This window comes from Mucilaginibacter lappiensis (assembly GCF_900155965.1).
In the GTDB taxonomy this organism is placed as follows: domain Bacteria; phylum Bacteroidota; class Bacteroidia; order Sphingobacteriales; family Sphingobacteriaceae; genus Mucilaginibacter; species Mucilaginibacter lappiensis.
Genome location: NZ_FTMG01000010.1, coordinates 179706 through 202866, shown reverse-complemented (window position 1 = coordinate 202866; position 23161 = coordinate 179706). Strand labels below are relative to the sequence as shown.

The following is a 23161-nucleotide window of genomic DNA, read 5'->3' as shown; positions in this document are numbered from 1 at the left end:
GTGTTCAAACAAATTATATTTTTTAATATTTAATACCAGCATCCATATGCCATAAGATATTTTAAAGTTAATGGTAATTGATGTATTTTTGGGCTCATCTTAATTATGCTTAAACAGAATCTTCAACAAAAACTCTTACAAAAGCTTTCACCGCAGCAAATACAATTTATAAAATTGCTGCAGGTTCCAACAGTTTCATTAGATACCAGGATAAAAGAAGAACTGGAAGAGAATCCCGCGCTTGAAGATCTTAGCTTAACTAATTTAAACGAACCCGAAGAACAATATCCCGACCGTGATCCAGACGAAGACACTTACAATGGTGATGAGGAAAAGGGCGAAATGGATGAGTTTAATATTGATGATTACCTGCAGGATGATAGTGTAAATGACTACGGATCACGCTATGATCAAAATGGTGATGATGAAGATGAGCGTAAAGAAATCCCGATAGCAGTACAGAATTCCTTTTTTGAAAGCTTGCAATTACAGCTTGACCTGCTACCATTAAGCGATAAAGACTTTAAGATCGGGCAGCAAATTATCGGTAGCCTGGATGATGATGGTTATTTGCGCCGTCCCATCATGTCACTTACAGACGATTTGGCATTTTCACAAAATGTAATGGCCGAAGATGAAGAGGTAGAGGATGTACTCAAGGTGATACAAAGGTTTGACCCGGCTGGTGTTGGAGCACGAAGCTTGCAGGAATGCCTGCTGATACAATTACGTAAAAAAGATCCAAACGATCCGATCATCGGAAAAGCCATCATTGTTGTTGAACAATATCTGGACGAATTTACCCGTAAACATTACGATAAGCTGGAGAAGTCGTTAAACATGAACTCCGACGAATTACGCGGTGTAGTGAACGAAATACTAAAGCTTAATCCAAAACCTGGCGATTCTAACGAGATCAACACCAAGCAAATGCAGGTGATCCCCGATTTTCATATCACCAATAATGATGGTACGCTGATACTAACGCTCAACTCCAAAAACGCGCCGGAGCTAAGAGTGAGCCGCTCCTACCAGGAAATGTTTCAACATTACGATAAAGCTGCACAAAAAGATAAAAAACTCAAAGAAGCGGTACAGTTTGTAAAACAAAAGCTCGATTCGGCCAAATGGTTTATTGATGCCATCAAACAACGTCAGCAAACTTTGCTGAAAACCATGAACGCCATTATGCAGTATCAATATGAGTTCTTTTTAACCGGCGACGACAAAAATCTTAAACCCATGATCCTGAAGGATATTGCAGACAGGATAAACATGGATATCTCGACAGTATCACGCGTAGCCAACTCCAAATATGTACAAACAGAATTTGGCACCTTCCTGCTCAAATCGTTCTTCTCCGAAGCTATCCAGACAGAAAGTGGCGAAGAAGTATCAAACAAAGAAGTAAAAAAGATTCTGGAGGAGCACATAGGCCAGGAAGACAAACGCCACCCTCTGGCTGATGAAAAATTAACCGATATTCTGAAAGATGCCGGCTACAATATTGCCCGCCGAACCGTTGCCAAATACCGCGAACAAATGAACATCCCGGTTGCAAGGTTAAGAAGGGAGTTGTAGATGTGCAAATATGCAGATGTGCGGATTTCAGATGTAAAAATTTCAAATGAAAAAGTAAATAAAAGCCGCGCTTTTTTCACATCTGCACATCTGAAATCCGCACATCTGCACACCCGCACATCAAACCGGGGCTAAAACGTATGTTGAGCACTGCTTACTTTATAACGGTTATTGAGTAATATACCAATCACAATTTCATGCGTTCCGTTGCTTACCGTATTGAGAGCTGAGGTGGTAACATCATAGGAGTATCCAATATTTACAAATGAACTGAGGTTGAGCCCTACCAAGCCTGCATAAGAGTCGTCATGGCGGTATGAACCGCCTATCCAAAATTTATCGGCAAAAGATAATTTCATGTTGATATCATAAGTTGTGGGTATAGGTTGGATATACTTCAGCATAACCGATGGGATAAGCGTAACCTCATCTGATAAAAAAAATTTAAATCCCCCTGTTAAAAAATATTGCGGTACGGTTTTATTTTGATACGTGTTTGCTTTACTGGTTATATAAACATTCTGTGGTAATATTTGCTGGGCCGAAAGACCTATAAAATAATCAGAAGCATAAGCCCAAACGCCTATTCCCAAATCGGGTTTCCATTGGTTATTATTGAGGCTATTGAATATAGGATCTGAAGGGTCAGCGGTAGTAAGCTCTGATAAGTTTAGCACATTATGACTAAAACCAGCGGATACGCCAACCGCCAAATTCAGCTTGCTGCTTAGCCCCAGGTGGTAAGCATAAGTTGCATCAATATTTGTTTGTGTAAAAGGCCCGGCTTTATCCGACACCACAGTTAACCCAACACCATGATGTGGCTCTGCTGCCTGGTATTGTTGAGTATATAGCCTACTAGCCGGATTAAGACCTCCGCTTGCCGGAAAAGCAGTAGCATCACCCTGTATAAAATTTTGTCCAAGGGGCATATTTACAGACAGATAGGCTGTTACCGGTGCACCATCCAGGCCTGTCCACTGACTGCGATAGCCTGTTTTTACGTCGGTATAGTTTTCAATGCCAGATAATGCAGGATTTAAAAGGTAGCTGTTAAAAATATACTGAGTGTACTGGGGACGTTGTTGCGCTATGACACACTGAATAAAAAGAACAAAATTAAAGGCTATGAATAAGATCCTTTTCATCAGTTAACGTTTACAGCCGGCTTAATTCAACTTTATTTTAGGACCCAAAAGCCCCAAATACAAGCAATAAACTAATATAATCTTTATAAATAACATTGTCCAGAATGTCGGACTGAGGAGTAAGTGCTACCGGAAAGCTTTCGACAGGGTTTCCAGTTCCATGTTTGCTATCTGTAATTTATAGGTGAGCTCTTTATTTTCTTTTCGCAGGTTATAAATTTCAATAGCGTTTTGAATGTGTATCCGAAGTTCATCATTTTGCCATGGTTTTACCAGATATTTATAAACCTGTCCGCGGTTAATAGCATCAATAACCGCGTTAATATCTGAAAAGCCGGTTAGTAATATCCTTATCGTGTCGGGGTTGGTTTGCAAAACCGATTCCAGAAATTCAATACCCGTGGTAACCGGCATACGCTGATCTGTTATGATCACCCCTATCTCGTTCCCATCCAGTATCCTGCGTCCTTCGACGGCAGAGCTGGCCGTGTATATGTTAAAATCACGTCTGAAGGCAGCTTTAAAACTATTCAGGTTATTTATTTCATCATCAACATACAACACTCCTACGGCCATAGCAAAACACTTTAGTGAACGGATAATATCAGCTTACAAAAGTAAATTTATACAAAGTTTAATTTACTGCACATTTTTATTATAATTATTGTTCTGTACAGATGTAACAATTATATCATGAAAAAAATATTATTAACCGTGTATCTGTTGATATTGGGAATGGTAGCTTTTGCATACCCGGCTGATACATTGGTTATTAATAATAATCAATCATACCTATTAACCAACAGATACTTTAATGAGCTTGAAGCTCCTGATAATAATTTAACCATCGCCCAGGTTATAAATAACACTCAATTTCACCGCATCAAACAAACACTCCCTGCTTTAAGGTTTTCAAAATCTACCACCTGGTTAAAGTTCAATTTAAAAAACAACAGCAAGGGGCCCCTAATCACTATTGGTATAAATGCAAGTGTTATTGACCAGTTTGACCTTTATTATACCCCAAATACCACTAAGGCCCTACGCCACCTAAGTCCTGATCATACCCAAAATCTAACTTTTATTGATTGTCCGCTATCGCCCGGAACATCAAGTACCGTGTATTTGCGCGTAAGAAGTAATGCTTCAACTGTTATTCCGGTAAAAATTTACAGCAGTTTGGCGTTTTTAGAAAGCCGTAGCATGGAGAATATAACCACTGGCGTTATTGTCGGTGTTTTTATCGTGATGGCCCTGTATAATTTATTACTCTTTTTTATTGTCGACGATTACAGTTACCTGTACTATGTAAATTATATCGTTTTTTTGGGCCTGTCTCAATTACTTAAACGCGGCTATGCCACCAGTTTATTTACAACTGACATTACTACTTTAAATAATTACGTGATCCCGGTAATCAGGGTATTGTTTGGGTTTTCTATTTTGCTTTTTATGAGCCAATTTTTACAACTCAAACAAAACTTAAAACAATGGTATAAATACTATCTGCTACTCTATTTATTGTACTTCACAGCTCTTATTGCAATTGTAGCAGGCATGATTGGTATCGCTTATAATTTAATTACCATCAGTACAACTATTACCGCCGTTAGTCTGCTTATTATAGGAGCTCATCTGTACCTTAAAAGTAATTTTAAACCGGCCAAATTCTTCTTGTTGGGATGGGGATTGTTTTTAATCAGCTTACTGGTATCTGTAGCACGTAATAAAGGACTTATTCCATACAACAATATAACTGCTAATATTGTGATTTACAGTTCAGTTTTAGAACTGATCTTGTTTTCGGCGGCTTTGGCAGAGAAAATTAACTTTTACCGTTACCAAAAAAACGAATCGCAGAGTTTTGCCCTTAACGTTGCCCGGGAAAATGAGCGATTAATAACGCAGCAAAATATTTTATTGGAAAATAAAGTAAAAGAACGAACAGAAGAATTAATTATGATCAATAGGAGTCTTTCATTATCGATCGATAATCTTACCGCTACTCAAAAGCAACTTATAGATAATGAAAAAATGGCTTCATTGGGGCAATTGACAGCCGGTGTGGCTCATGAAATTAATAACCCCATTAACTTTGTAAGTTCAAATATCGCCTCTTTACGACTTGATTTTGATGAACTTTTAGTCTTATTGGATAAGTATGATGATGCACTGAACAACCCCGAGCAGATTCTTTTTTTAAATGCTCTTGATGATTACAAACAACAGATCAACCTCAATTTTATACGGGATGAGATATCTGTTTTATTAAATGGAATAGAGGATGGCGCAAACAGAACGGCAGAAATAGTGAACAGCCTGCGCACTTTTAGCAGTACCGATGAGCAGGTATTAAAAACAGCAGATATCAATAAATCAATCCTGAACAATCTCCTTATTTTAAGAAGTACTATCCCGTATTATATGGAGATCAAACCCGTTTTTGACAAACTGGAGCCTTTAAACTGCTATCCTGGCAAAATTAACCAGTTGATCATTAACCTGATCAATAATAGTATATATGCCATTAAAAGTAAAGATCATCATAGCGCTGAATGCATCATGATCATTACCAAAGATCACGCCGACCACATTTCTATCGAAATTACGGATACCGGCATAGGCATGAGCGAAGAAACCAAACAACGAATTTTTGAACCCTTTTTTACCACTAAAGGCATTGGTGAAGGTACCGGCCTGGGGCTTTCGATTGTGTTTGGCATTATTGAAAAACACAGGGGTAGTATCGAAGTGATCTCCTCACCCAATAAGGGCGCCACATTTAAGATATCTATCCCTAAAAACTTAGCTTAACAAATCCTAAACAGGGGACGATTTTGTTAAAAAGTGGGTTTACATGGTTTACACTTTTCATGGTTAACATTGAATTATATAATTGAAAATCAATTAATTACATTAATTTATCGATCATAAAACGGGTTTATGTGTAAACCCACTTTATGGGTTGCCTGAAAGGGATTCGGAAGCGACTATACTATAATGAATTTACCCTAAATAGCTTAGGGGCATACCCTACTTTAACTAAAAGAATTTCTCGGGATTAGGTACCAGGTTCAGGAACGATTCAAAATTCTGTTCGTAATGAGATTGATCAAGCCTATAGTAAAAAGCTCCCTTTTTTGATGATAGCTTATCCTTTTCGGGCAGTTTTACCAGTAGGCCCGTAGATAATAATTTACGGCTAAAGTTACGATCGTCAAACTTGGTTTGATAAACACCTTCATAAAGGGCTTGTAATTGCGGTATAGTGAATTTTTCGGGTAGTAATTGAAATAAGATCGGGTGCAGCGCGGCTTTATAGCGCAGCTGGCGCAGGGCAAGCCTTACCATTTCTGTATGGTCAAATATCAGCTCAGGCATTTCATTCAGTAAAAACCATTCCGGGTGATACTCTTCACTCAGCTGTTTTTCATACTGATGAATATCAATAAGGGCGAAATAAGCTATAGACAAGGTTCTTTCCACAGGGTCGCGATCGGGATGACCAAATACATGAAACTGCTCCATGTATACATTTTTAAGTCCGGTACGTAATTCTAATATGCGATTGGCGGCATCATCAGGCGATTCCGAAGGCTGTATGAAGCCTCCCATCAGGCTCCATTTATTTTTTTCGGGTTCAAGACCGCGCTGTACAAGCAATAATTTGATGTTAAATCCGTCGAATCCAAAAATGATACAATCTGTCGCCGCTAAAATGCGTGTCTCGCCGGTATACTTCTGCATAATTTGGTTAAAGTTTATTTGCAAGTGTAAAAATAATTATGCAAATATTTAGTGTTGATACAACAACTATTTCATTCGAGGCGACATTTTTTATTTTTAAGATGATCCCTTATTGTTAGGAATTAAAACTTCTCGTCCCCATGGGGTCACCTGAAAGAGTAATTGCCCACAATTAGACATTGTACGTTAATAATATCACAAAAGAGGGGGTGTCACCCTAAGCTCCGTCGAAGGGTAGAGCGCAGAGGCCTGCCCACCATGCTTCGACGGAGCTCAGCATGACACCCTTTCTTGGCAAATGTCTAATAATCATAGGGCATTCCTCCTGAAAGGGCCCCGGAGATTACATAAGGCCAATCTTTATAACTCAGGGTCCTCTGCGAGTTTAAGTTAACCCATAAAATTGATCAACTTGAAATTTCAACGGGAGGCACCTACGGAGCCAAAGAACGTGCTTTTTTAGAGCTATAAACAGGTGGCCCCGCTGGGGCCGGCAATGCTTTATACTATAACCAGCATACCTGGAATACCATTCGGCCTCAGAGAGGCCACCTGTTTATAGATAAAATCTAAAGAAATACCGGACTCCTGCGGAGTCTCCTAATCGTGAACTTGCTTTCCGAGTGCTGTTTAGTTCACATTTAGATTTTATGGGTTAACTTAAATCTGCGAGAGACCCTGAGTGGACAAAAGACTTTAGCTTTAAGCTTCTTAAAAGCCCTCCCGTCCCAATAGCTATCGGGACGGGGAGGTAGGGTCTTTTGCCTCGTTTTCTTAACTAACCCGCTTACCCTGCAGCAACATGTCCATAGCATCATTCAACGAGCCCGCACGCGATACTTCGCCTGAGTTAACAAAAAATATCTCATCGGCATTTTCAATGGTATTCAGGCGGTGCGCTATGATCACCCTGGTGGTGGTATCCGGTAATTTGTTCAATATATCGCTTAATAACTGTTCGGTTATGGTATCAATATTAGCTGTCGCTTCATCCAGTATCAGTATCTGAGGGTTTCGCAATACTGCCCGCATAAAAGCGATCAGTTGTTTTTGACCAAGACTGATACTATCACCAGAAGACAGCACCTGAGTTTCTAATCCACTTTCAAAAATAGCCAGCAGGCTACCCAGGTTGGCATCAATGATCACTTTTTCCAGCTGCTCATTGGTGTGATCCTTATACAGATCGTTACCATATAAAATATTGTCTTTAACCGTACCGGTAAATAAAAATGGCTCCTGTAATATAAACCCTATTTTTTGGGTACGCTCTTCCAGGCTGTAGGTTCTGATGTCACGCCCGTCTAACATCACCAATCCTTTCGAAGGATCATATAGCCGGGCAATTAATGATGCGGTAGTGGTTTTGCCGCCGCCAGTTGGGCCAACCAACGCGTAGGTTTTACCCTGCTCCAGCTTAAAGCTGATATTGTGTAATATTTCCTGATCGTCGGTATAACCAAAGTGCACATTCCTGAATTCCAACAATGCGGCATTTGGTTCAGTTATTCCATTTTCCATAACAGGCAAATCTGTTTCAAGGGATAATATTTGTGATATCCTGTCCCAACCTGCCATTGCCAGTTGAAAGTTTGTCCATAACGCGGCCAATTGCCTCAAAGGATTATAAAAGTTGGTAGAGTATGATAAATAACTTACCAGCAAACCAATGCTAAATTGCCCTATAGTGATCAAATAAATACCAAAGGCAAGCACGATCAATTGCGCAATACTGGCAAACAAACCGTAAACAGGTATAAAAACGTTGTTTGCCAATCCTGAACTGATAGCAGTTTTGTAATTAGCGCGATTGGCAGTTTCAAAACGTTTCCTGAAATAATCACGGCGGTTAAAAGCGATGATCACCTTAAAATTATGCAAGCTTTCCTGTATCTCCGAGCTCATCCCTCCTACACTTTTCAGGTTCAGGGCATTTTTCCGTTTTATCCAGGGCGACAAAGCCAAAGTCAATATCAAAATAAGCACAGCCGGTGCCAATGTAGCCGCACCCAACTCAAACTTGATCAATAACAAAAATACACCCGCGCCTACCATGATAGAGATGTTCCCGATAAATTGCATCAATGATTGCGAAAAAAACTGGTTCAGCTTGTCGGTATCATTGTTTACCCTCGATATCAAATCGCCTGCCTTATTCTGGTTAAAAAAGCCAACGGGCAGTTGCTGTAACTTATTGAATATGGAGTTACGCAGCGTAAACAACATACGCTGGCTTACACTACCCATCAACTTGGTTTGACTAAAGCTGGTAAACAAAGCCAGCAAATACATGCATAACAATATAATGGCGTTATGAATAACCCCGCTATAATCCTTATGTTGCACATACTTATCAATGGTGTGCCCGATAACAAGGGGACCCAACAAGTTGAGCGAGGAGTTGGTTAATATGGCCAACAGGGCCAGTAAAAGTATCTTTTTTTCGTGCGCAATTAGCTGTAGCAGCTTTTTAAGTCCTGCAAGGGTCGAGGTCTTTTGCTGCGCCTGGCTAAGCTTATTCAGATCGTAATTCATCCGGGAACAATTATTGAATTAGTGAATTATTGAATTAGTGATTTCTTTCTGTGTGTGCGTGTCCATAAAACTTCATTTGCACATCCGCAAATCTGAAATCCGCACATCTATTTTCAATGCGCAATACCATGTTCGTAATTACTGGTACTTTGCTGCGAGTTAAATATCTGTACGTAGTCGGGACTGGTTAGCATCAGTTCATCATGCACCCCACGGGCAACAATTTCGCCTTGGGTAAGCAGCAGGATCTGATCATAATGCTCAACCGATGCTATTTTCTGGGTAACCGATATCAGCGTTAAACCGGGATAGTTTTTCTGGATATTTCCCAATATCTTTTTCTCGGTATTGGTATCAACCCGGGCTGTAAAATCATCCAGTAACAAAACCTTGGGATTAACCGCTAAAGCCCTGGCCAGCATGATCCTTTGCTTTTGTCCGCCAGACAGACTTGATCCGCGTTCGGAAACAATAGTATTCAACTTATCAGGCAGGCTGGCGATAAAATCTCTCAATTCCGCTGTTTCAATCGCTTTCTCCAATGATTCATCGGTAACCGTATCGCTAAAAGCGATGTTTTCGCGAATGCTCATATTAAAAATGATGCTATCCTGAAAAACAAACCCCACCTGGCTATGAAACGATTCGCTGTTATAGTCGTTAATACTGCGCCCATCATAATGCACATATCCGGATGTTGGGTTGATGAGATTGGTGAGCAAATAAAGCAACTGTGTTTTACCGGCAGCTGTAGGCCCGATGATAGCAATCTTTGACCCCGCTGTTACTAAGAATGATACATTTTTAAGGGCTGGTTTTTGGCCATAAACTAATGTTACATCACCAAATTCCACATCACCACGCAGTGTTTCCTTTAAAGTTCCACCATCAACCATATCCGGCGCATCAAGCACCACACTAATACGGGTAAATGAAGCAGAGGCCTGCGCAATCAGGTTGCTCATAAAACCTAATATAAATATCGGGAATATAAGCAATGATAAGTAACTGTTAAAGGCGGCAAAGCTTCCCAGGGTCATACTGCCTTTGATTACAAAATGACCGCCCATCATCAGTATGGTTAAGGCTGCCATGTTGGCGGTAAAAGTTACAATAGGTATCAATCCGGCAAAAAAGCCTAATATTTTTAAGCCGTATTGTTTAGCTTCGGTATTGGCTTCCAAAAACTTATTATATTCTAACTGTTGCGAATTGATAACACGAATAAGGGCTGCACCCAAAATGCTTTCGTTAATTACCTTATTCAGTTGGTCAATCACTCCCCTGCTTTTTATAAACAGCGCACGTACGTTTTTTAACACGTAGAAAAACGTACCTCCTATGATCGGAATAATGGTGATCACCGCGAGAGCGAGTTTCCAATTGATTGTAAATAGCAGTATGCTTGCGCCAATAATAATGAACAATGACGATACGATAGATACCAAGGCCTGCGAAACAAACAGCTTAATAGAATCAACATCAGCAGTCAAATTGGTAAGCAGTTTGGACGGGTTGGCTTTTTCAATAAAAGCATGACTTTGCCTCGATATCTTGTCGGCCAGCTTTTGCCGCAGATCGCGCGCTACACGCTCCGAAGCATAGGTTTGAATAATGGTTTGCAGATAACTGAATACAAAAATGAACAGTACCGCTAACGAGAATTTTTTAATGATGTCAATAAACACAAAATGTTGCTTAGCATAATCATCTATCCCACTGGCTATGATCTTGGGCAACCAAAGATTCACACCATTGCTGAGCAATGCAAATAACAAAAGCAAAGAAACCATCCCCATGTAAGGTTTCAGCAAGCTAAAAACACCAGGTGGTTTTTTATCAGGTTTTTGAGTATCGGTTTTCATTTTCTTCAGATATCCATCTATTAAAAGATGTTTTAAAGTTTAAGGCTTAGTAAAAGTACGCCATTATAAATGATGACGATTATGAAAGTAAAACATTTTGTAATGCTGCAAATAATTTACGCCCCTTCATAATACTACAATACAGGAGCATCAATGCAAATATATTCCTATTATGGAATAATTAAAACATTTTAGAAATATTTTTTTAATTTTACAACTAAATAGGACCAATATGAAACCAGTTGTGCAATTAATAGAAGAATGGACCGCTTTTGAGGATGCCAATAGCGAACATTCTGTGGAAGCTTTTTGCCGGTATTACCTTCAAAAACAACGCCCCAAACCCAAACATACAAATGAACATATTATGAATGGTGTTACCCTGCTTAAAACCATTGGTCGCATTTTGAAAGCCTACTCCGTCTACTTCCGGTCGGCTGTTCACTATAATGATATGCCACCCTCCGAAGGGTTTTACTATCTGCACAGTCTGAGTCAGTTAGGTGAAGTAAAAAAAAGTGATTTGATTAATGATATGTTTGCCGAAACTACCACCGGTATGGAGATCATTAACAAGCTCATCCGGGAGAAAAAGATAACAGAACGCACCTCTCCGGACGATAAGCGCGCCAAACTGATCAAAATAACCGAAAAAGGCACAGTTATACTTCATGAGTACTATAAAATATCCACCAAAGCGGTAGAAATGATGTTTAAAGACCTAAGTGATGAGATTTTAGTTGATTGCAACGAGATGCTTGAACATTGTGCACAACGTAACTTATCTTTAGCTGTTGAATTAAAAAACAAACCATTCCCCCAGATGTACGAGCGGGTTATGGAACAATAGAGCTCCAAACTCTTATCTTCTGTATATTTGATACTTTAGGTTCAACAAAAATTGCTATGAATTCAAAATTTTCGCCTGAAGCTGATTATATTTTAGAAGACGATTGGGTACTGATCAGACCCTTAACTACCGACGATTATAAGAACCTGTTGCCTTTTGCCCTATATGAACCCAATACCTGGAAATACTCACCTGTAGGTGCCCAGGGTGCCGATGGCTTGCGCAATTATATGGATATAGCTCTTAAAGCCAAACTCGAGGGCAAGGAATATCCTTTTATTATATACGATAAAAAAACTGGGGAATATGCTGGCAGTACCCGTTTTTATGATATACAACCGGTTAACCAGGCGCTGGAAATAGGCTATACCTGGTATGGCGAAAAATTCAGGGGAACCGGGCTTAACAAACATTGTAAATTTCTATTACTGCAACTGGCTTTTGAAGAATTGGATATGAAACGGGTTGGTTTCCGTGCCGATGCCCGGAATGAGCGCAGTATTGCCGCCATGAAAAGTATAGGTTGTACGGTAGAGGGTATTATCCGTAGTCACCTGCTCCTTCCTGATGGAAGCCGGCGCGATTCTATTCTCCTGAGCATTTTACAACATGAATGGCAACAGGAGGTTAAAGAAAAGCTGATAGCTAAGCTGTAATTGTATTTTTAAAGTCATTTAATAAAAACCCAACAGCGTTTAAACCACAAACGGCATAATTCATGGGTATTTATGCGAATTGACCAGGTAACAAATGATAACCGGGTGCATCTATATCATAAAAAAGACACCGTTTGGAAACTATACTCAACATTTCAGATCTGGGCAAAACCTACCAAAGTGCGGGGCGTACACTCACCGTGCTTCAACATATTAATTTCAGCATTTCTGCAGGCTCTACTAATGCCATTGTGGGCCCTTCGGGCAGCGGTAAAACTACTTTATTGGGCTTATGCGCTGGGCTTGATCGTTCCAGTGCAGGCGCAGTGGAACTAAACGGCATTAATCTGGGTAATTTAACCGAAGATCAACGGGCCCAGGTACGTAACCAATATGTAGGTTTTATATTTCAAAATTTCCAATTACTGCCTACGCTGACTGCCCTGGAGAATGTAATGGTTCCTTTAGAGCTTCGTAACGAAAAAAATATACGTGCAAGGGCATTAGACCTGCTGGAGAAAGTAGGTTTGGCCGATCGCGGTCACCACTACCCTTCTCAATTATCAGGGGGTGAGCAGCAACGTGTTTCGCTGGCCCGCGCCTTTTCCAACTCACCTAAGATATTATTTGCCGATGAACCCACCGGCAACCTGGATGCCGAAACCAGCGAAAAAGTGGTTAAGCTTCTTTTTGATCTGAATAAAGAGGCCGGCACTACACTTATCCTGGTAACCCACGATCTGGAACTGGCCGCCAAAACGCAGCGCATTATCCGGATAAAAGGAGGACAGCTGATAGCTGATGAAAAAACAATTAAAGGGTAGGCTTTATGGAAACCAATCCCGTTAATTATCAACGAAAAATGAATATCCCCTGGCTGTTTAATATGGCCTGGCGCGATAGTCGCAAAAACCGATCAAGGTTATTCCTGTTCATATCGGCCATTGTATTTGGTATTGCCGCGCTGGTAGCTATCTACGCATTCAAATACAATGTTCAAAATGACATCAATGGACAGGCAGCCACCCTCATCGGTGCCGATCTTGCTGTATCGGGTAATAAACCGGCAGATGTACATCTGAAAAACTTATTGGATTCATTGGGTGATGATCGCTCACAGGAGCGCAGCTTTGCTTCGATGGCTTATTTCCCAAAAAGCCAGGGTACACGGTTGGTACAGGTACGGGCGTTACAGGGTAATTTCCCCTACTACGGCGCCATTGAAACCACACCCGAACAAGCAGGAACATCCTTTAGAAAAGGCCAGATGGCGGTGGTTGATAAAACCCTGATGCTGCAATTTAACGCGCACGTGGGCGATTCCATCAAGATCGGGAACAGCCAGTTTTTAATTACGGGTATTTTGAACCGTGCTCCCGGGCAGGCGGGAGCTGTAGCGGGAATAGCACCAGTGGTTTATATCCCCATGCAATACCTGGAGCAAACCGGGCTGGTAAAAATAGGCAGCCGGGTAAACTACAGCTTTTACTATAAATTCACCAAACCCATAAACCTCGATAAGCTTACCAAAAAGCTCGACCCTATGCTGGATAAAGCAGGTATGCGGTACGAAACCATTGAAAGCCGGAAAGAAAACACAGGTCGTAATTTTGGCGATCTGAGTCGCTTTTTATCCTTAGTGGGTTTTGTTGCCTTGCTATTGGGTTGTGTTGGTGTAGCCAGCGCGGTTCATATATATGTGCGTGAAAAAATTGCATCTATTGCTATTATGCGCTGTCTGGGAGTAAAGGCTTCGGAAGCTTTCTTGATATACCTGATTCAGATTGTGGGTATCGGGCTCATTGGCTCTGTTGTTGGAGCTGCTTTGGGTACGGCGATACAACATTTGCTACCAGTGATATTTAAAGATTTTATACCGTTCACCATATCCGTCCAGATCTCCTGGATGGCTATTGGACAGGGTATTTTATTAGGGGTGATCATTTCGCTGCTTTTTGCTTTACTGCCGCTGATATCAGTTCGTAATGTATCGCCATTAAACACGCTCAGATTATCTTTTGATGATGCGGTATTGTCCCGTGATCCCTTGCGTTGGCTGGTGTACCTGTTAATTATACTGTTTATCATCACTTTCACTTATTTACAGTTAGATAGCTGGTTAGGGAGCTTATTCTTTACGCTGGGCATATTGGCTGCCTTTATGATACTATCAGCGGTAGCGTGGTTGTTGATGCGTTTAACCAAATTGCTGATCAACGGTTCATGGAGTTATTTGTGGCGACAAGGCTTTGCTAATTTATACCGGCCCAATAATCAAACACTTATCCTTATGGTATCCATAGGTTTAAGTACGATGTTTATTTGCATATTGTTCCTGATTCAGAACTTGCTCATTGGTCAGGTAAACCTGTCGAGCAGCGGCAACCAGTCCAATATGATCTTGTTTGATATACAAAACAGTCAGAAAGATTCTGTTGCCCGTTTAACCCGCCAGCAAGGTTTACCGGTATTACAGCAGGTTCCCATTGTTACCCTGCGGATAGAACAGATCAATGGCAAAACCGCTGCCGATCTGCAAAAAGATTCAACCATCAAAATTCCGCACGGTGTATTTGCTTATGAGTACCGGGTTACTTTCCGCGACTCCCTTTCGGGATCAGAAAAACTGACAGATGGAACCTGGATAGGCAAAGCAACACCTGGTAAAGATATTCCTGTTTCCGTGGAAGAAAACCTGGCCCATCGTGCCAACCTTAAAATTGGCGACAAAATAGTTTTTAATGTTCAGGGTGTAGAAATGCCCGCATACGTAGCCAGCGTGCGTAAGGTAAACTGGGGCAAGGTACAAACCAATTTCCAGGTGGTTTTCCCGGCAGGTGTTCTGGAAGATGCACCACAGTTCCAGGTATTGCTTACCCACGTGCCGTCGGATAAAGTGTCGGCCACTTTTCAGCGGGCCATTGTACATAGTTTCCCTAATATATCTATTATCGATCTGGGCTTGGTTTTAAGCGTATTGGATGAACTATTGAGCAAAATAAGTTATGTGATCCGTTTTATGAGCGCGTTCAGTATCATAACAGGCGTAGTGGTATTGGTGGCCTCGGTACGCATCAGCAAATACCAGCGCATACAGGAAAGTGTGCTACTGCGCACGTTAGGAGCCAGCCGCAAACAGATTTTTGCCATTACCGCGTTGGAATACTGGTTCCTGGGCTCTTTATCGGCCCTCACCGGTATCGTAATTGCTTTCGGTGGTAGCTGGCTACTCGCCAAATACAGTTTTGAGATACCATATACCGTTAATTACCTGCCAGCGCTGATATTATTTTTCATTATATCCATACTAACCGTTATTATTGGTTTGTTAAATAGCCGGGGCGTTTTAAATAAACCGCCGCTTGAAATATTACGTAATAACGCTTAATGCCATGTACAAATTCAAATTAACGTTCCTGTTACTCGCCACGCTTATTTTCGCAGCATGTAATCAAAATAAAAAGCCAGCAACTGATGAAGAGGCTAAAAGCATCATAGCAGCACAACCGGACAGTACATCATCAAAAACCGTTTTGTTTTTTGGCGATAGTTTGACCGCGGGTTATGGTCTGGATGACCCGTCCGAGGCTTTCCCGGGTGTGATTAAGGATAAGATAGATTCTCTGAAATTGCCTTACAAAGTGATTAACGCGGGTTTAAGCGGCGAGACTACTGCCGGCGGTAATGCGCGCCTAGACTGGTTGCTGAAACAAAAGGTTGATGTTTTTATACTGGAGCTTGGCGCTAATGACGGTTTACGTGGTATCCCGGTGAATGAAACCAACAAAAACCTACAGAGCATTATTGACAAGGTAAAGGCTAAATATCCGGAGGTAAAAATTGTACTGTTGGGCATGCAGGTTCCACCCAATATGGGTGCCGACTATGTCAATAAATTCAAAGCTATTTTTCCTGACCTGGCAGCCAAAAATCATACGCAACTGGTACCTTTCCTTTTACAGGGTGTAGGCGGCATACCTGCACTAAATCAAGCAGATGGCATTCATCCTACAGCACAAGGAGCCAAAATAGTGGCCAATAATGTTTGGGGTGTTTTAAAAGGCGTTCTATAAGCTGATTAATCTGCCAAAGCCTGGTAAACCAGTGCACGGAACTTATCCTGTATAGCATAATGCGGCAAAGGCCAGTTCTGTATAAAAAGCAAGCAAACCAAGTGTTCTTTGGGATCAACCCAATACAAGGTTCCATAAAAGCCGCCCCAGGCAAATGAACCGGGACTTATACCCAATTTAGCTGAGCTTGCCGGAGTAGTGATGCCAAAGCCCAAACCAAATTTATCCTTATCAGCGTTAATATACAGATCGCCTATCTGGTTTTCGGTCATCATTTCAACCGTGTGCCGGGCCAATAGTCGTTGTCCGTTGTAGATTCCTCCGTTCAGCATCATTTGCAAAAAGGTGGCGTAATCCTTAATGGTAGAGCTTAAACCTGCTCCTCCAGAAAAATAAGTGCCTGTAGCTTTCGGGTAATCAAAATCTATTCCGGGAAGTGTGGATGCACTCCATTTTACCAGGTGGCCTTGTTTATCGGGGGTATATACCGCTACCAACCTGTTCTGCTTAGCGGCCGGTATATAAAAATAAGTATCTTTCATCCCCAGCGGATCAAAGATGCGCTCTTTAAAAAACTGATCTAACGTTTTCCCCGATACTTTTTCAACCAGGTAGCCCAGCACATCTATGTTTAAACCATAGGTCCATTTTTCACCGGGTTGATGGGTTAAGGGTAATTTACCCAATCTGTCCATCGCATCGGCCAAACGTATCTTGTCGGCCACAAAGCCGCCGGGTATTTTCGATTTGGCATAAATGGCATTCATCCTGGGCGAACCGATCTGCGCATACTCGATACCGGAGGTATGAGTAAGCAGGTCACGGATGGTTATTTCGCGTTTGGCGGGCACCGTAGTGTAAGTGGTATCTTTTTCATTATACAGATCAATCACTTTAGGGTGGGCAAATGCTGGAATATATTTAGAAATAGGCTCGTCCAGTAAAAATTTCCCTTCCTCAAATAACATCATAACCGCAACGCTGGTAATAGCCTTAGTTTGTGAAGCTATGCGGAATATGTTATCATTATCCATCAGCTTTTTTTGCTCCACATCGGCAATGCCGAATGATTTGTGGTACACAATTTTACCATTCCTGGCTATGAAGCCAACCGCTCCGTTGATGTATCCTGAATCGATATTAGATTCTATCAGATGATCAATTCGCTGTAATCTTTCAACAGAAAACTTTTCTGATGCCGGGTTGCCAACCTGTAAGGTAACGCCTTGTGCCCAGGTGCCAAAACCAGTACTAACAAATAATAAAAGCAGTAAGATCTTTTTCATCATCGATAATTAAATAACACCTTACCCCTATATCATTGATGCAGTGTTTTATTTGGTTGATTTTCTGATTCGCAGATCGGTGGTTAATATCACTTGCTGCTTTACACCATTCTCTACAGAAGTATTGAGCCTGTTAAGCAATAGGGTGATCACCTTATCTGCAATGGCGTCAATAGGTTGTGCTATTGCTGTTAGTGGTGGGTTGCAGAGTTCAAAAACCTCGTAATCATCAAAACAGATCAGGGCAATATCTTCCGGTACTTTTTTATCCAGTTTTTTAAGCACTTTAAGTCCGCAGGTTCCTAAATGATTATTACCAAACAAGATTGCATCTGTTTCGGGATGTTCATTCAGAAAAGCCATAATCGGCTCGGTCATCAGTTTTTCATCCTGGTAAAAATCAACCTCCTTAATACTGGTTGTAAGTTTACTCTGGGTCATGGCTTTATTATAGCCGCTAAGCCTATCGGCCATCTGTGTTTGCTGGTTATTAAAACTGATGAAGGCAATATTTTTATAACCCTTATCAATAAGGTACCGGGTTGCATTATAAGTACTGAACAAATTATCAACCACCACGTAATCGGTCTCTACTCCCGGTAAATACCTGTCAAACAATACCACGGGTAATCCATCTTTGATCAGGCTGCTGATGTCTTCCTCAATTCCTTCCGGCGGAACGATGATATATCCGTCAACATGCCTGTCGCGAAACATGGCTATCAGCTCCTGGGTTTTTTGGGTATCGTTATCGGTACTGCTATAAATAATTTTATAACCGTTTTTGTATGCTCTATCCTCAATTTGACGGGCTATGGTAGCAAAAAAGTTATTGGAGATATCCTGCACCAATAAACCTATAATGTTTGATTTACCTGTGCGCAGGCTTTTTGCCAGTGAGTTTGGCTTATAGCCAACTTCTTTTACATATTTTAAAACACGTTCAACCAACTCTTCACTTATCCGTTTTTCGCGCGCCCGTCCATTCAGAATAAAGGATACAGTGGTTTTAGATATGTTCAGGCTGTTGGCAATATCAACGATAGATAATTTCTTCTTCAAGTTTTTTAGTGTTGTTTATCCAAATATATAACATAAATAATAACACAAAAGAGCCTTTAGTATGATAAGTTAGCTATAGGCATAAATAAATGCTAAATCGAGTTATTTTAGGTAGTTCTTTTATCCGGTCAGGTCTAAAACAAAAAGAATCGCCCCTTACAGGCGATTCTTTTATTTAAAATATATTGAGAATTAAATATTCATATTTGTAAGCCTATCATTTTATTGACGTGTGGCATAACCTCTGTTTTCGGCAAAGCGTTGGCCATTGTTACCTCCACGGTTATCATTGTTACGGTTATCTGAACGTTGACCACCCCAGTTGCCACGATCGTGGTTATCCCTGTTCCATCCACGGTTGTCATTCTGGTTTTGATTACCGCCCCAGTTGCCACGATCGTGGTTATCCCTGTTCCATCCACGGTTGTCATTCTGGTTTTGATTACCGCCCCAGTTACCGCGATCATGGTTATCTCTGTTCCATCCACGGTTATCGTACTGATTTGATCTGCCGCCCCAGTTACCGCGACCATAATCACCTCTGCCCCATCCGTGGTTATCACGGTTGGAGTAGGCGTAACCACCAGTATACCTGTTGTCAAAACGATGGCCCCAGTTGGCCCGGTCACCAGCATAACCACCCCACCTTGACCTGTAAAAATCATTACGCATATATGGTCTTGGAGCACGTACTTCATATCTTACAGCAGTACGCCAGTTATAGTTACGATACGCGCCTGGCAAATAAGCTGCGCTTACCCATGAGCTACCGTCGTTATAATAATAGCAATGCCTTGGCACACAATAGTAAGCCTCAACTTCGGGTAGATAGTAGTAATCATCGTTGTAGTCGGCTGGTACATTATCATCATCATAAACCGGTGTCTCTTGCACAACAACTGGTTCTGGCTGGCGTACTGGTATATTAAAACCCAGGTGGATAGATATTTGTGCATTGGCGGTTTTGGTATAAAATAACCCGCTTGCTGCTATGGCTGATAATATGATTAACTTCTTCATGGTTGTTAAATTTTATGTAGTTAGGACGATAACCAATGACAATGGTTTAACCGATATTTCATACCCATAATCAAACAGCTATAAATCAGAATTTAATTTTTATTTATAAATATTTGACGGAATTTAATTTCAGAAACACAAGCATACCCATAACAGCAGGTAAAATATAGCACGCTTGATAGCGGATATTGCTGAAATAAAGCAGCTTCTGTCATAGCATTAAACAAAACAGATTTTGGTATTCCCCGTATATTTATTTAATTTGATAACCATTAATCAATTGCCATGAAGAACAGAAAATTATTTTCAGCATTGCTGCCTGTTGCTGCAATAGCCGGGTTCATATTATTTAATGCCTGTAAAAGCGGCGAATCAACCAATAACGATAAAGATTCAGTCGCTGCTACAATCACTCCAACTACTGATGGCGGAGCCGGGCTAAAGCTACCAGCAGGGTTTAACGCCGCAGTTATTGCCGATAAATTAGGTGGTACCCGTGAAATAGCGGTAACCCCACAAGGCGATATCTATGTTAAATTGAATCGCGCCAAAAATGGCAAGGGCATTTTGTTCCTGCACCAGGAGGGTGATCAAGCTACGGTAAAAACAGGTTTTGGAACCTTTGGCGGTACAGGTGTATACGTTAAAAACGGTTATCTGTATGCTTCATCTGACGAGGAAGTTTTCCGTTATAAACTGAACGCTCAAAACGAAGTGATCAATCCAGATCAACCTGAAAAAATTGTTACCGGTTTGCTAAGTCGTCGCGAGCATGAAGCTAAGGCCATTACCCTGGATAACGATGGCAACCTGTACGTAAACATTGGCGCTTACTCCAACTCATGCCAGGAACAGGACCGCAAAAAAGGTTCACCAGGTCAAAAAGGCTGCCCTATTTTAGATTCTGCGGGCGGTATCTGGCAATTCAAAGCCGACAAGCTGAACCAACACTATGGCGATGGTGTTCGTTATGCTACAGGGCTTCGCAACGTGGTTGGCTTCGATTGGAACCAACAAAACAACCAGCTATATGTGATGCAACATGGCCGCGATCAGTTACATGATCTTTTCCCTGATATGTATACCACCAAACAATCGGCCATTTTGCCGGCCGAATGTATGTATGCCATTAAAAAAGGGGATAACGCCGGTTGGCCTTATATGTACTACGACCAGGAACAGCACAAAAAAATATTAATGCCCGAATATGGCGGAGATGGCAAAAAAGAAGGCGGCCAAGGTGCTATCGACCCAGTTGTTGCTTTCCCAGGTCACCTTGCCCCTAATGGCCTGTTGTTTTATACTGGTAATCAATTCCCCGAAAAATACAAGAACGGCGCTTTTATTGCATTCCATGGTTCCTGGAACCGTGCCCCTGAACCACAGGCTGGCTATTTCGTGGTGTTTCAACCATTTAAAGATGGCAAGCCAAGCGGCGAATGGGAAGTATTTGCCGATGGTTTTGCAGGTACCGCGGCACAAACAGCATCAGGTCGTGCAGAGCACCGCCCATGCGGATTAGCACAAGGTCCGGATGGCTCACTTTATATAACCGACGATAACCAGGGAACTATTTACAAAATAACCTATAAAAAATAATGGACTTTAAAAAAGCCCCGCTCATCATATTTGTATCTGTATTATTTACAGTAACCGGCCTTCAGGCTCAAACAAAACATAGGGCCAAAACTCCTGTAAAACATACTCCCGTAGGCTTAAAAGCCTCCATCGCAGCCGGTCAGAAGGTATTTACGCAATATTGTGTATCATGCCACCAGGCCGATGCTTTGGGTGTACCACACATGAATCCACCGTTGGTTAAAACAACCTATGTTTTAGGCGATAAAACCAAGCTCATCAAAATTTTACTGAACGGTTTTAACGAAGACGTGGAAATTAATGGCGAAACCTACTCTAATAGTATGGCTTCACACGATTTTTTGAAAGACCAGGAAATTGCCGATGTGCTCACCTTTGTACGTAACAGTTTCGGTAACAAAGCCACGGCCATTACAGCGGCCCAGGTAAAAGCCGTAAGAGCGACTAATAAAAAGAGCTAAACACTAAAACAACAAAAGCGGTTATACCCCGCTTTTGTTGTTTTAATAAAACGCGTCATTGCGAGGTACAAAGTAATCCCCGATTTGCAGATCGGCTCTGTATAGTTAGGGATTGCTTCGTACCTCGCAATGACGCGTGGATTTGGTCGGGATGGCTTTTATTCCGTTATCTGGTAAGTATAAGCCAAAGTTTGCTTCATCTTTGACTTTACCCGTTTCAGACTCAGTTCAATATCCACCTTTTCGTTATTTTCGGTTACCTCCATGAAGGCTTTCTGATAAGCTTCCAGGGCTTTTGTCCACTGCTTGCTCTTTTCATAGAACAGCCCGAGCAGATCATATATACCAGCAGCGTCAACACCTTGTGTGTTTAAAGCTTTGGTTGATATGGCATGCACCAGTTTCTCCATGTTCAAAAAAACAAGCAGATCAAGATAATGGCTATAGTTATCCGGGAAGGCTGGCTCCAGCTCCATACAGGTTTTGAAATGGTAACCCGCGGTTTGGTAATCCTTAATCTCGTAATAGTATATCATCCCCAACTGGTGATGGGCACGTGCATATAATGGATCGTTGCTGATGATTTCGTTCAGTAATTTAAGCGCTTTGGGTGTTTTCCCGTATGATATTTTATCGATGGCCTGTAGATACTTCTCTTCGATAGTATAATAAGTGTTCATAAATTTAAAATTGCAAAAGCTTACTTGCAGCAAGCATAAATTGAATAAATAATGATGTAATAAATTCTGTCCGTGGCAATAGTATTTTCTAAAACGGACTGGAGAAGAGTATCATTGATGCACAACCCTTCTGCCGGGCCACCATGGGCCACATCATATTTTTTAAGCAGAATGAATTATTAAACAGCATCATTTATTTTTTTACAAAATTACACTTATTGATTGAAATTGCAAAATAGGAGGTAAATGCGATATATTAGACGCATGCGATGCGTCTCTACATGAAAAAAATAAAAACGTAGAGACACATCACATGTGTCTCCCCCAAATTCAAACATCTTAAGCAGCTATTGCAGCTTTAGCACCTTCGATCAAAAAGTTATTCTTTAATTCTTTTTCCGATATGATCACGCTGAAATCATCATATTTTACGCCATGCTCTAAAGGATACAGGGTGTACCCTCTTTTCAACGCATCGTATATGCCTAGCTCAAATATTTCGTCTTGTTTTTTTCCTTTTATCTTGGCTCCTCTTACCAACTGGTAAGCATCGAGTATGGGTTCAAAATTATTAATCTTCATAGTGCACAACACTATA

At 41.1% G+C, this 23161-nt stretch carries 19 protein-coding genes; 9 read left to right on the top strand and 10 right to left on the bottom strand.

Annotated features, from left to right (window positions below):
- The first annotated feature begins 105 nt into the window (after positions 1-105).
- Positions 106-1581 carry an RNA polymerase factor sigma-54 gene (rpoN, locus tag BW976_RS18825; protein WP_076375284.1) on the top strand — a complete coding sequence of 492 codons (1476 nt, stop codon included), beginning with the start codon at positions 106-108 and terminating at the stop codon, positions 1579-1581.
- Between the two features lie 131 nt (positions 1582-1712).
- On the opposite strand, the gene BW976_RS18820 is transcribed toward rpoN, so the two are convergent.
- Together BW976_RS18820 and BW976_RS18815 are read right to left on the bottom strand one after the other, a co-directional pair.
- Positions 1713-2729: a PorP/SprF family type IX secretion system membrane protein gene (locus BW976_RS18820; RefSeq protein ID WP_076375282.1), complete on the bottom strand. Its 1017-nt coding sequence runs from the start codon at positions 2727-2729 to the stop codon at positions 1713-1715.
- A 126-nt stretch (positions 2730-2855) separates the two neighbouring features.
- Positions 2856-3305 (bottom strand): response regulator, encoded by a 450-nt coding sequence (locus BW976_RS18815; protein WP_076375280.1) that lies wholly within the window; start codon positions 3303-3305, stop codon positions 2856-2858.
- A 117-nt stretch (positions 3306-3422) separates the two neighbouring features.
- Between BW976_RS18815 and BW976_RS18810 the strand changes: the two genes are divergently transcribed.
- Positions 3423-5543 (top strand): sensor histidine kinase, encoded by a 2121-nt coding sequence (locus tag BW976_RS18810; protein ID WP_076375278.1) that lies wholly within the window; start codon positions 3423-3425, stop codon positions 5541-5543.
- Between the two features lie 228 nt (positions 5544-5771).
- Here the strand turns inward: BW976_RS18810 and BW976_RS18805 are convergent, their stop codons facing one another.
- The 3 genes from BW976_RS18805 to BW976_RS18795 form a co-directional block, all read right to left on the bottom strand.
- The gene (locus BW976_RS18805) at positions 5772-6476 is read right to left on the bottom strand and encodes an NUDIX hydrolase (RefSeq protein WP_076375276.1); all 705 of its coding nucleotides are present in this window, start codon (positions 6474-6476) and stop codon (positions 5772-5774) included.
- Positions 6477-7250: 774 nt separating this feature from the next.
- Positions 7251-9011 carry an ABC transporter ATP-binding protein gene (locus BW976_RS18800; RefSeq protein ID WP_076375274.1) on the bottom strand — a complete coding sequence of 587 codons (1761 nt, stop codon included), beginning with the start codon at positions 9009-9011 and terminating at the stop codon, positions 7251-7253.
- A gap of 113 nt (positions 9012-9124) precedes the next feature.
- The gene (locus BW976_RS18795; RefSeq protein WP_076375272.1) at positions 9125-10876 is read right to left on the bottom strand and encodes an ABC transporter ATP-binding protein; all 1752 of its coding nucleotides are present in this window, start codon (positions 10874-10876) and stop codon (positions 9125-9127) included.
- A 232-nt stretch (positions 10877-11108) separates the two neighbouring features.
- On the opposite strand from BW976_RS18795, the gene BW976_RS18790 reads away from it, so the two are divergent.
- The 5 genes from BW976_RS18790 to BW976_RS18770 all read left to right on the top strand — a co-directional run bounded on the left by BW976_RS18790 (position 11109) and on the right by BW976_RS18770 (position 16455).
- Positions 11109-11726: a MarR family winged helix-turn-helix transcriptional regulator gene (locus tag BW976_RS18790; RefSeq protein WP_076375270.1), complete on the top strand. Its 618-nt coding sequence runs from the start codon at positions 11109-11111 to the stop codon at positions 11724-11726.
- A 56-nt stretch (positions 11727-11782) separates the two neighbouring features.
- On the top strand, positions 11783-12382 hold the full coding sequence (locus tag BW976_RS18785; RefSeq protein WP_076375268.1) for a GNAT family N-acetyltransferase: 600 nt from the start codon (positions 11783-11785) through the stop codon (positions 12380-12382).
- 134 nt (positions 12383-12516) lie between these two features.
- Positions 12517-13206, top strand: coding sequence for an ABC transporter ATP-binding protein (locus BW976_RS18780; protein ID WP_076375266.1), 690 nt, complete (start codon positions 12517-12519; stop codon positions 13204-13206).
- A 5-nt stretch (positions 13207-13211) separates the two neighbouring features.
- Positions 13212-15770, top strand: a complete 2559-nt coding sequence (locus tag BW976_RS18775) for an ABC transporter permease (RefSeq protein ID WP_076375264.1) — start codon at positions 13212-13214, stop codon at positions 15768-15770.
- Entirely contained in the window at positions 15745-16455 is a 711-nt protein-coding gene (locus BW976_RS18770; protein WP_245834738.1) for an arylesterase, read from the top strand. Before BW976_RS18775 ends, BW976_RS18770 begins: the two co-directional genes overlap by 26 nt.
- A 5-nt stretch (positions 16456-16460) precedes the next feature.
- Here the strand turns inward: BW976_RS18770 and BW976_RS18765 are convergent, their stop codons facing one another.
- The 3 genes from BW976_RS18765 to BW976_RS18755 form a co-directional block, all read right to left on the bottom strand.
- Entirely contained in the window at positions 16461-17744 is a 1284-nt protein-coding gene (locus BW976_RS18765; protein ID WP_217696279.1) for a serine hydrolase domain-containing protein, read from the bottom strand.
- Between the two features lie 45 nt (positions 17745-17789).
- Entirely contained in the window at positions 17790-18803 is a 1014-nt protein-coding gene (locus BW976_RS18760) for a LacI family DNA-binding transcriptional regulator (protein ID WP_076375260.1), read from the bottom strand.
- 222 nt (positions 18804-19025) lie between these two features.
- Entirely contained in the window at positions 19026-19823 is a 798-nt protein-coding gene (locus BW976_RS18755) for a hypothetical protein (protein ID WP_076375258.1), read from the bottom strand.
- A gap of 285 nt (positions 19824-20108) precedes the next feature.
- Here BW976_RS18755 and BW976_RS18750 point away from each other — a divergent pair, with 285 nt between their 5' ends.
- On the top strand, positions 20109-21422 hold the full coding sequence (locus tag BW976_RS18750) for a PQQ-dependent sugar dehydrogenase (RefSeq protein ID WP_076375256.1): 1314 nt from the start codon (positions 20109-20111) through the stop codon (positions 21420-21422).
- On the top strand, positions 21422-21883 hold the full coding sequence (locus BW976_RS18745) for a c-type cytochrome (RefSeq protein ID WP_076375254.1): 462 nt from the start codon (positions 21422-21424) through the stop codon (positions 21881-21883). The genes BW976_RS18750 and BW976_RS18745 overlap by 1 nt, the downstream gene beginning before the upstream one ends.
- Before the next feature lie 158 nt (positions 21884-22041).
- Here BW976_RS18745 and BW976_RS18740 read toward each other — a convergent pair whose 3' ends face one another.
- Together BW976_RS18740 and BW976_RS18735 are read right to left on the bottom strand one after the other, a co-directional pair.
- Complete coding sequence (locus BW976_RS18740) at positions 22042-22563, bottom strand: tetratricopeptide repeat protein (RefSeq protein ID WP_076375252.1); 522 nt, start codon at positions 22561-22563, stop codon at positions 22042-22044.
- A gap of 339 nt (positions 22564-22902) precedes the next feature.
- Complete coding sequence (locus tag BW976_RS18735; RefSeq protein ID WP_139332342.1) at positions 22903-23145, bottom strand: hypothetical protein; 243 nt, start codon at positions 23143-23145, stop codon at positions 22903-22905.
- Positions 23146-23161 lie beyond the last annotated feature (16 nt).

Excerpts from the sequence above, each read along its gene's own strand:
- BW976_RS18805 (WP_076375276.1), bottom strand. The coding sequence starts at position 6,476 with ATGCAGAAGTATACCGGCGAGACACGCATTTTAGCGGCGACAGATTGT.
- BW976_RS18745 (WP_076375254.1), top strand. The coding sequence starts at position 21,422 with ATGGACTTTAAAAAAGCCCCGCTCATCATATTTGTATCTGTATTATTT.
- rpoN (WP_076375284.1), top strand. The coding sequence starts at position 106 with ATGCTTAAACAGAATCTTCAACAAAAACTCTTACAAAAGCTTTCACCG.
- BW976_RS18740 (WP_076375252.1), bottom strand. The coding sequence starts at position 22,563 with ATGAACACTTATTATACTATCGAAGAGAAGTATCTACAGGCCATCGAT.
- BW976_RS18815 (WP_076375280.1), bottom strand. The coding sequence starts at position 3,305 with ATGGCCGTAGGAGTGTTGTATGTTGATGATGAAATAAATAACCTGAAT.
- BW976_RS18750 (WP_076375256.1), top strand. The coding sequence starts at position 20,109 with ATGAAGAACAGAAAATTATTTTCAGCATTGCTGCCTGTTGCTGCAATA.
- BW976_RS18800 (WP_076375274.1), bottom strand. The coding sequence starts at position 9,011 with ATGAATTACGATCTGAATAAGCTTAGCCAGGCGCAGCAAAAGACCTCG.
- BW976_RS18810 (WP_076375278.1), top strand. The coding sequence starts at position 3,423 with ATGAAAAAAATATTATTAACCGTGTATCTGTTGATATTGGGAATGGTA.
- BW976_RS18755 (WP_076375258.1), bottom strand. The coding sequence starts at position 19,823 with ATGAAGAAGTTAATCATATTATCAGCCATAGCAGCAAGCGGGTTATTT.
- BW976_RS18735 (WP_139332342.1), bottom strand. The coding sequence starts at position 23,145 with ATGAAGATTAATAATTTTGAACCCATACTCGATGCTTACCAGTTGGTA.
- BW976_RS18820 (WP_076375282.1), bottom strand. The coding sequence starts at position 2,729 with ATGAAAAGGATCTTATTCATAGCCTTTAATTTTGTTCTTTTTATTCAG.
- BW976_RS18790 (WP_076375270.1), top strand. The coding sequence starts at position 11,109 with ATGAAACCAGTTGTGCAATTAATAGAAGAATGGACCGCTTTTGAGGAT.
- BW976_RS18765 (WP_217696279.1), bottom strand. The coding sequence starts at position 17,744 with ATGATGAAAAAGATCTTACTGCTTTTATTATTTGTTAGTACTGGTTTT.
- BW976_RS18785 (WP_076375268.1), top strand. The coding sequence starts at position 11,783 with ATGAATTCAAAATTTTCGCCTGAAGCTGATTATATTTTAGAAGACGAT.
- BW976_RS18795 (WP_076375272.1), bottom strand. The coding sequence starts at position 10,876 with ATGAAAACCGATACTCAAAAACCTGATAAAAAACCACCTGGTGTTTTT.
- BW976_RS18775 (WP_076375264.1), top strand. The coding sequence starts at position 13,212 with ATGGAAACCAATCCCGTTAATTATCAACGAAAAATGAATATCCCCTGG.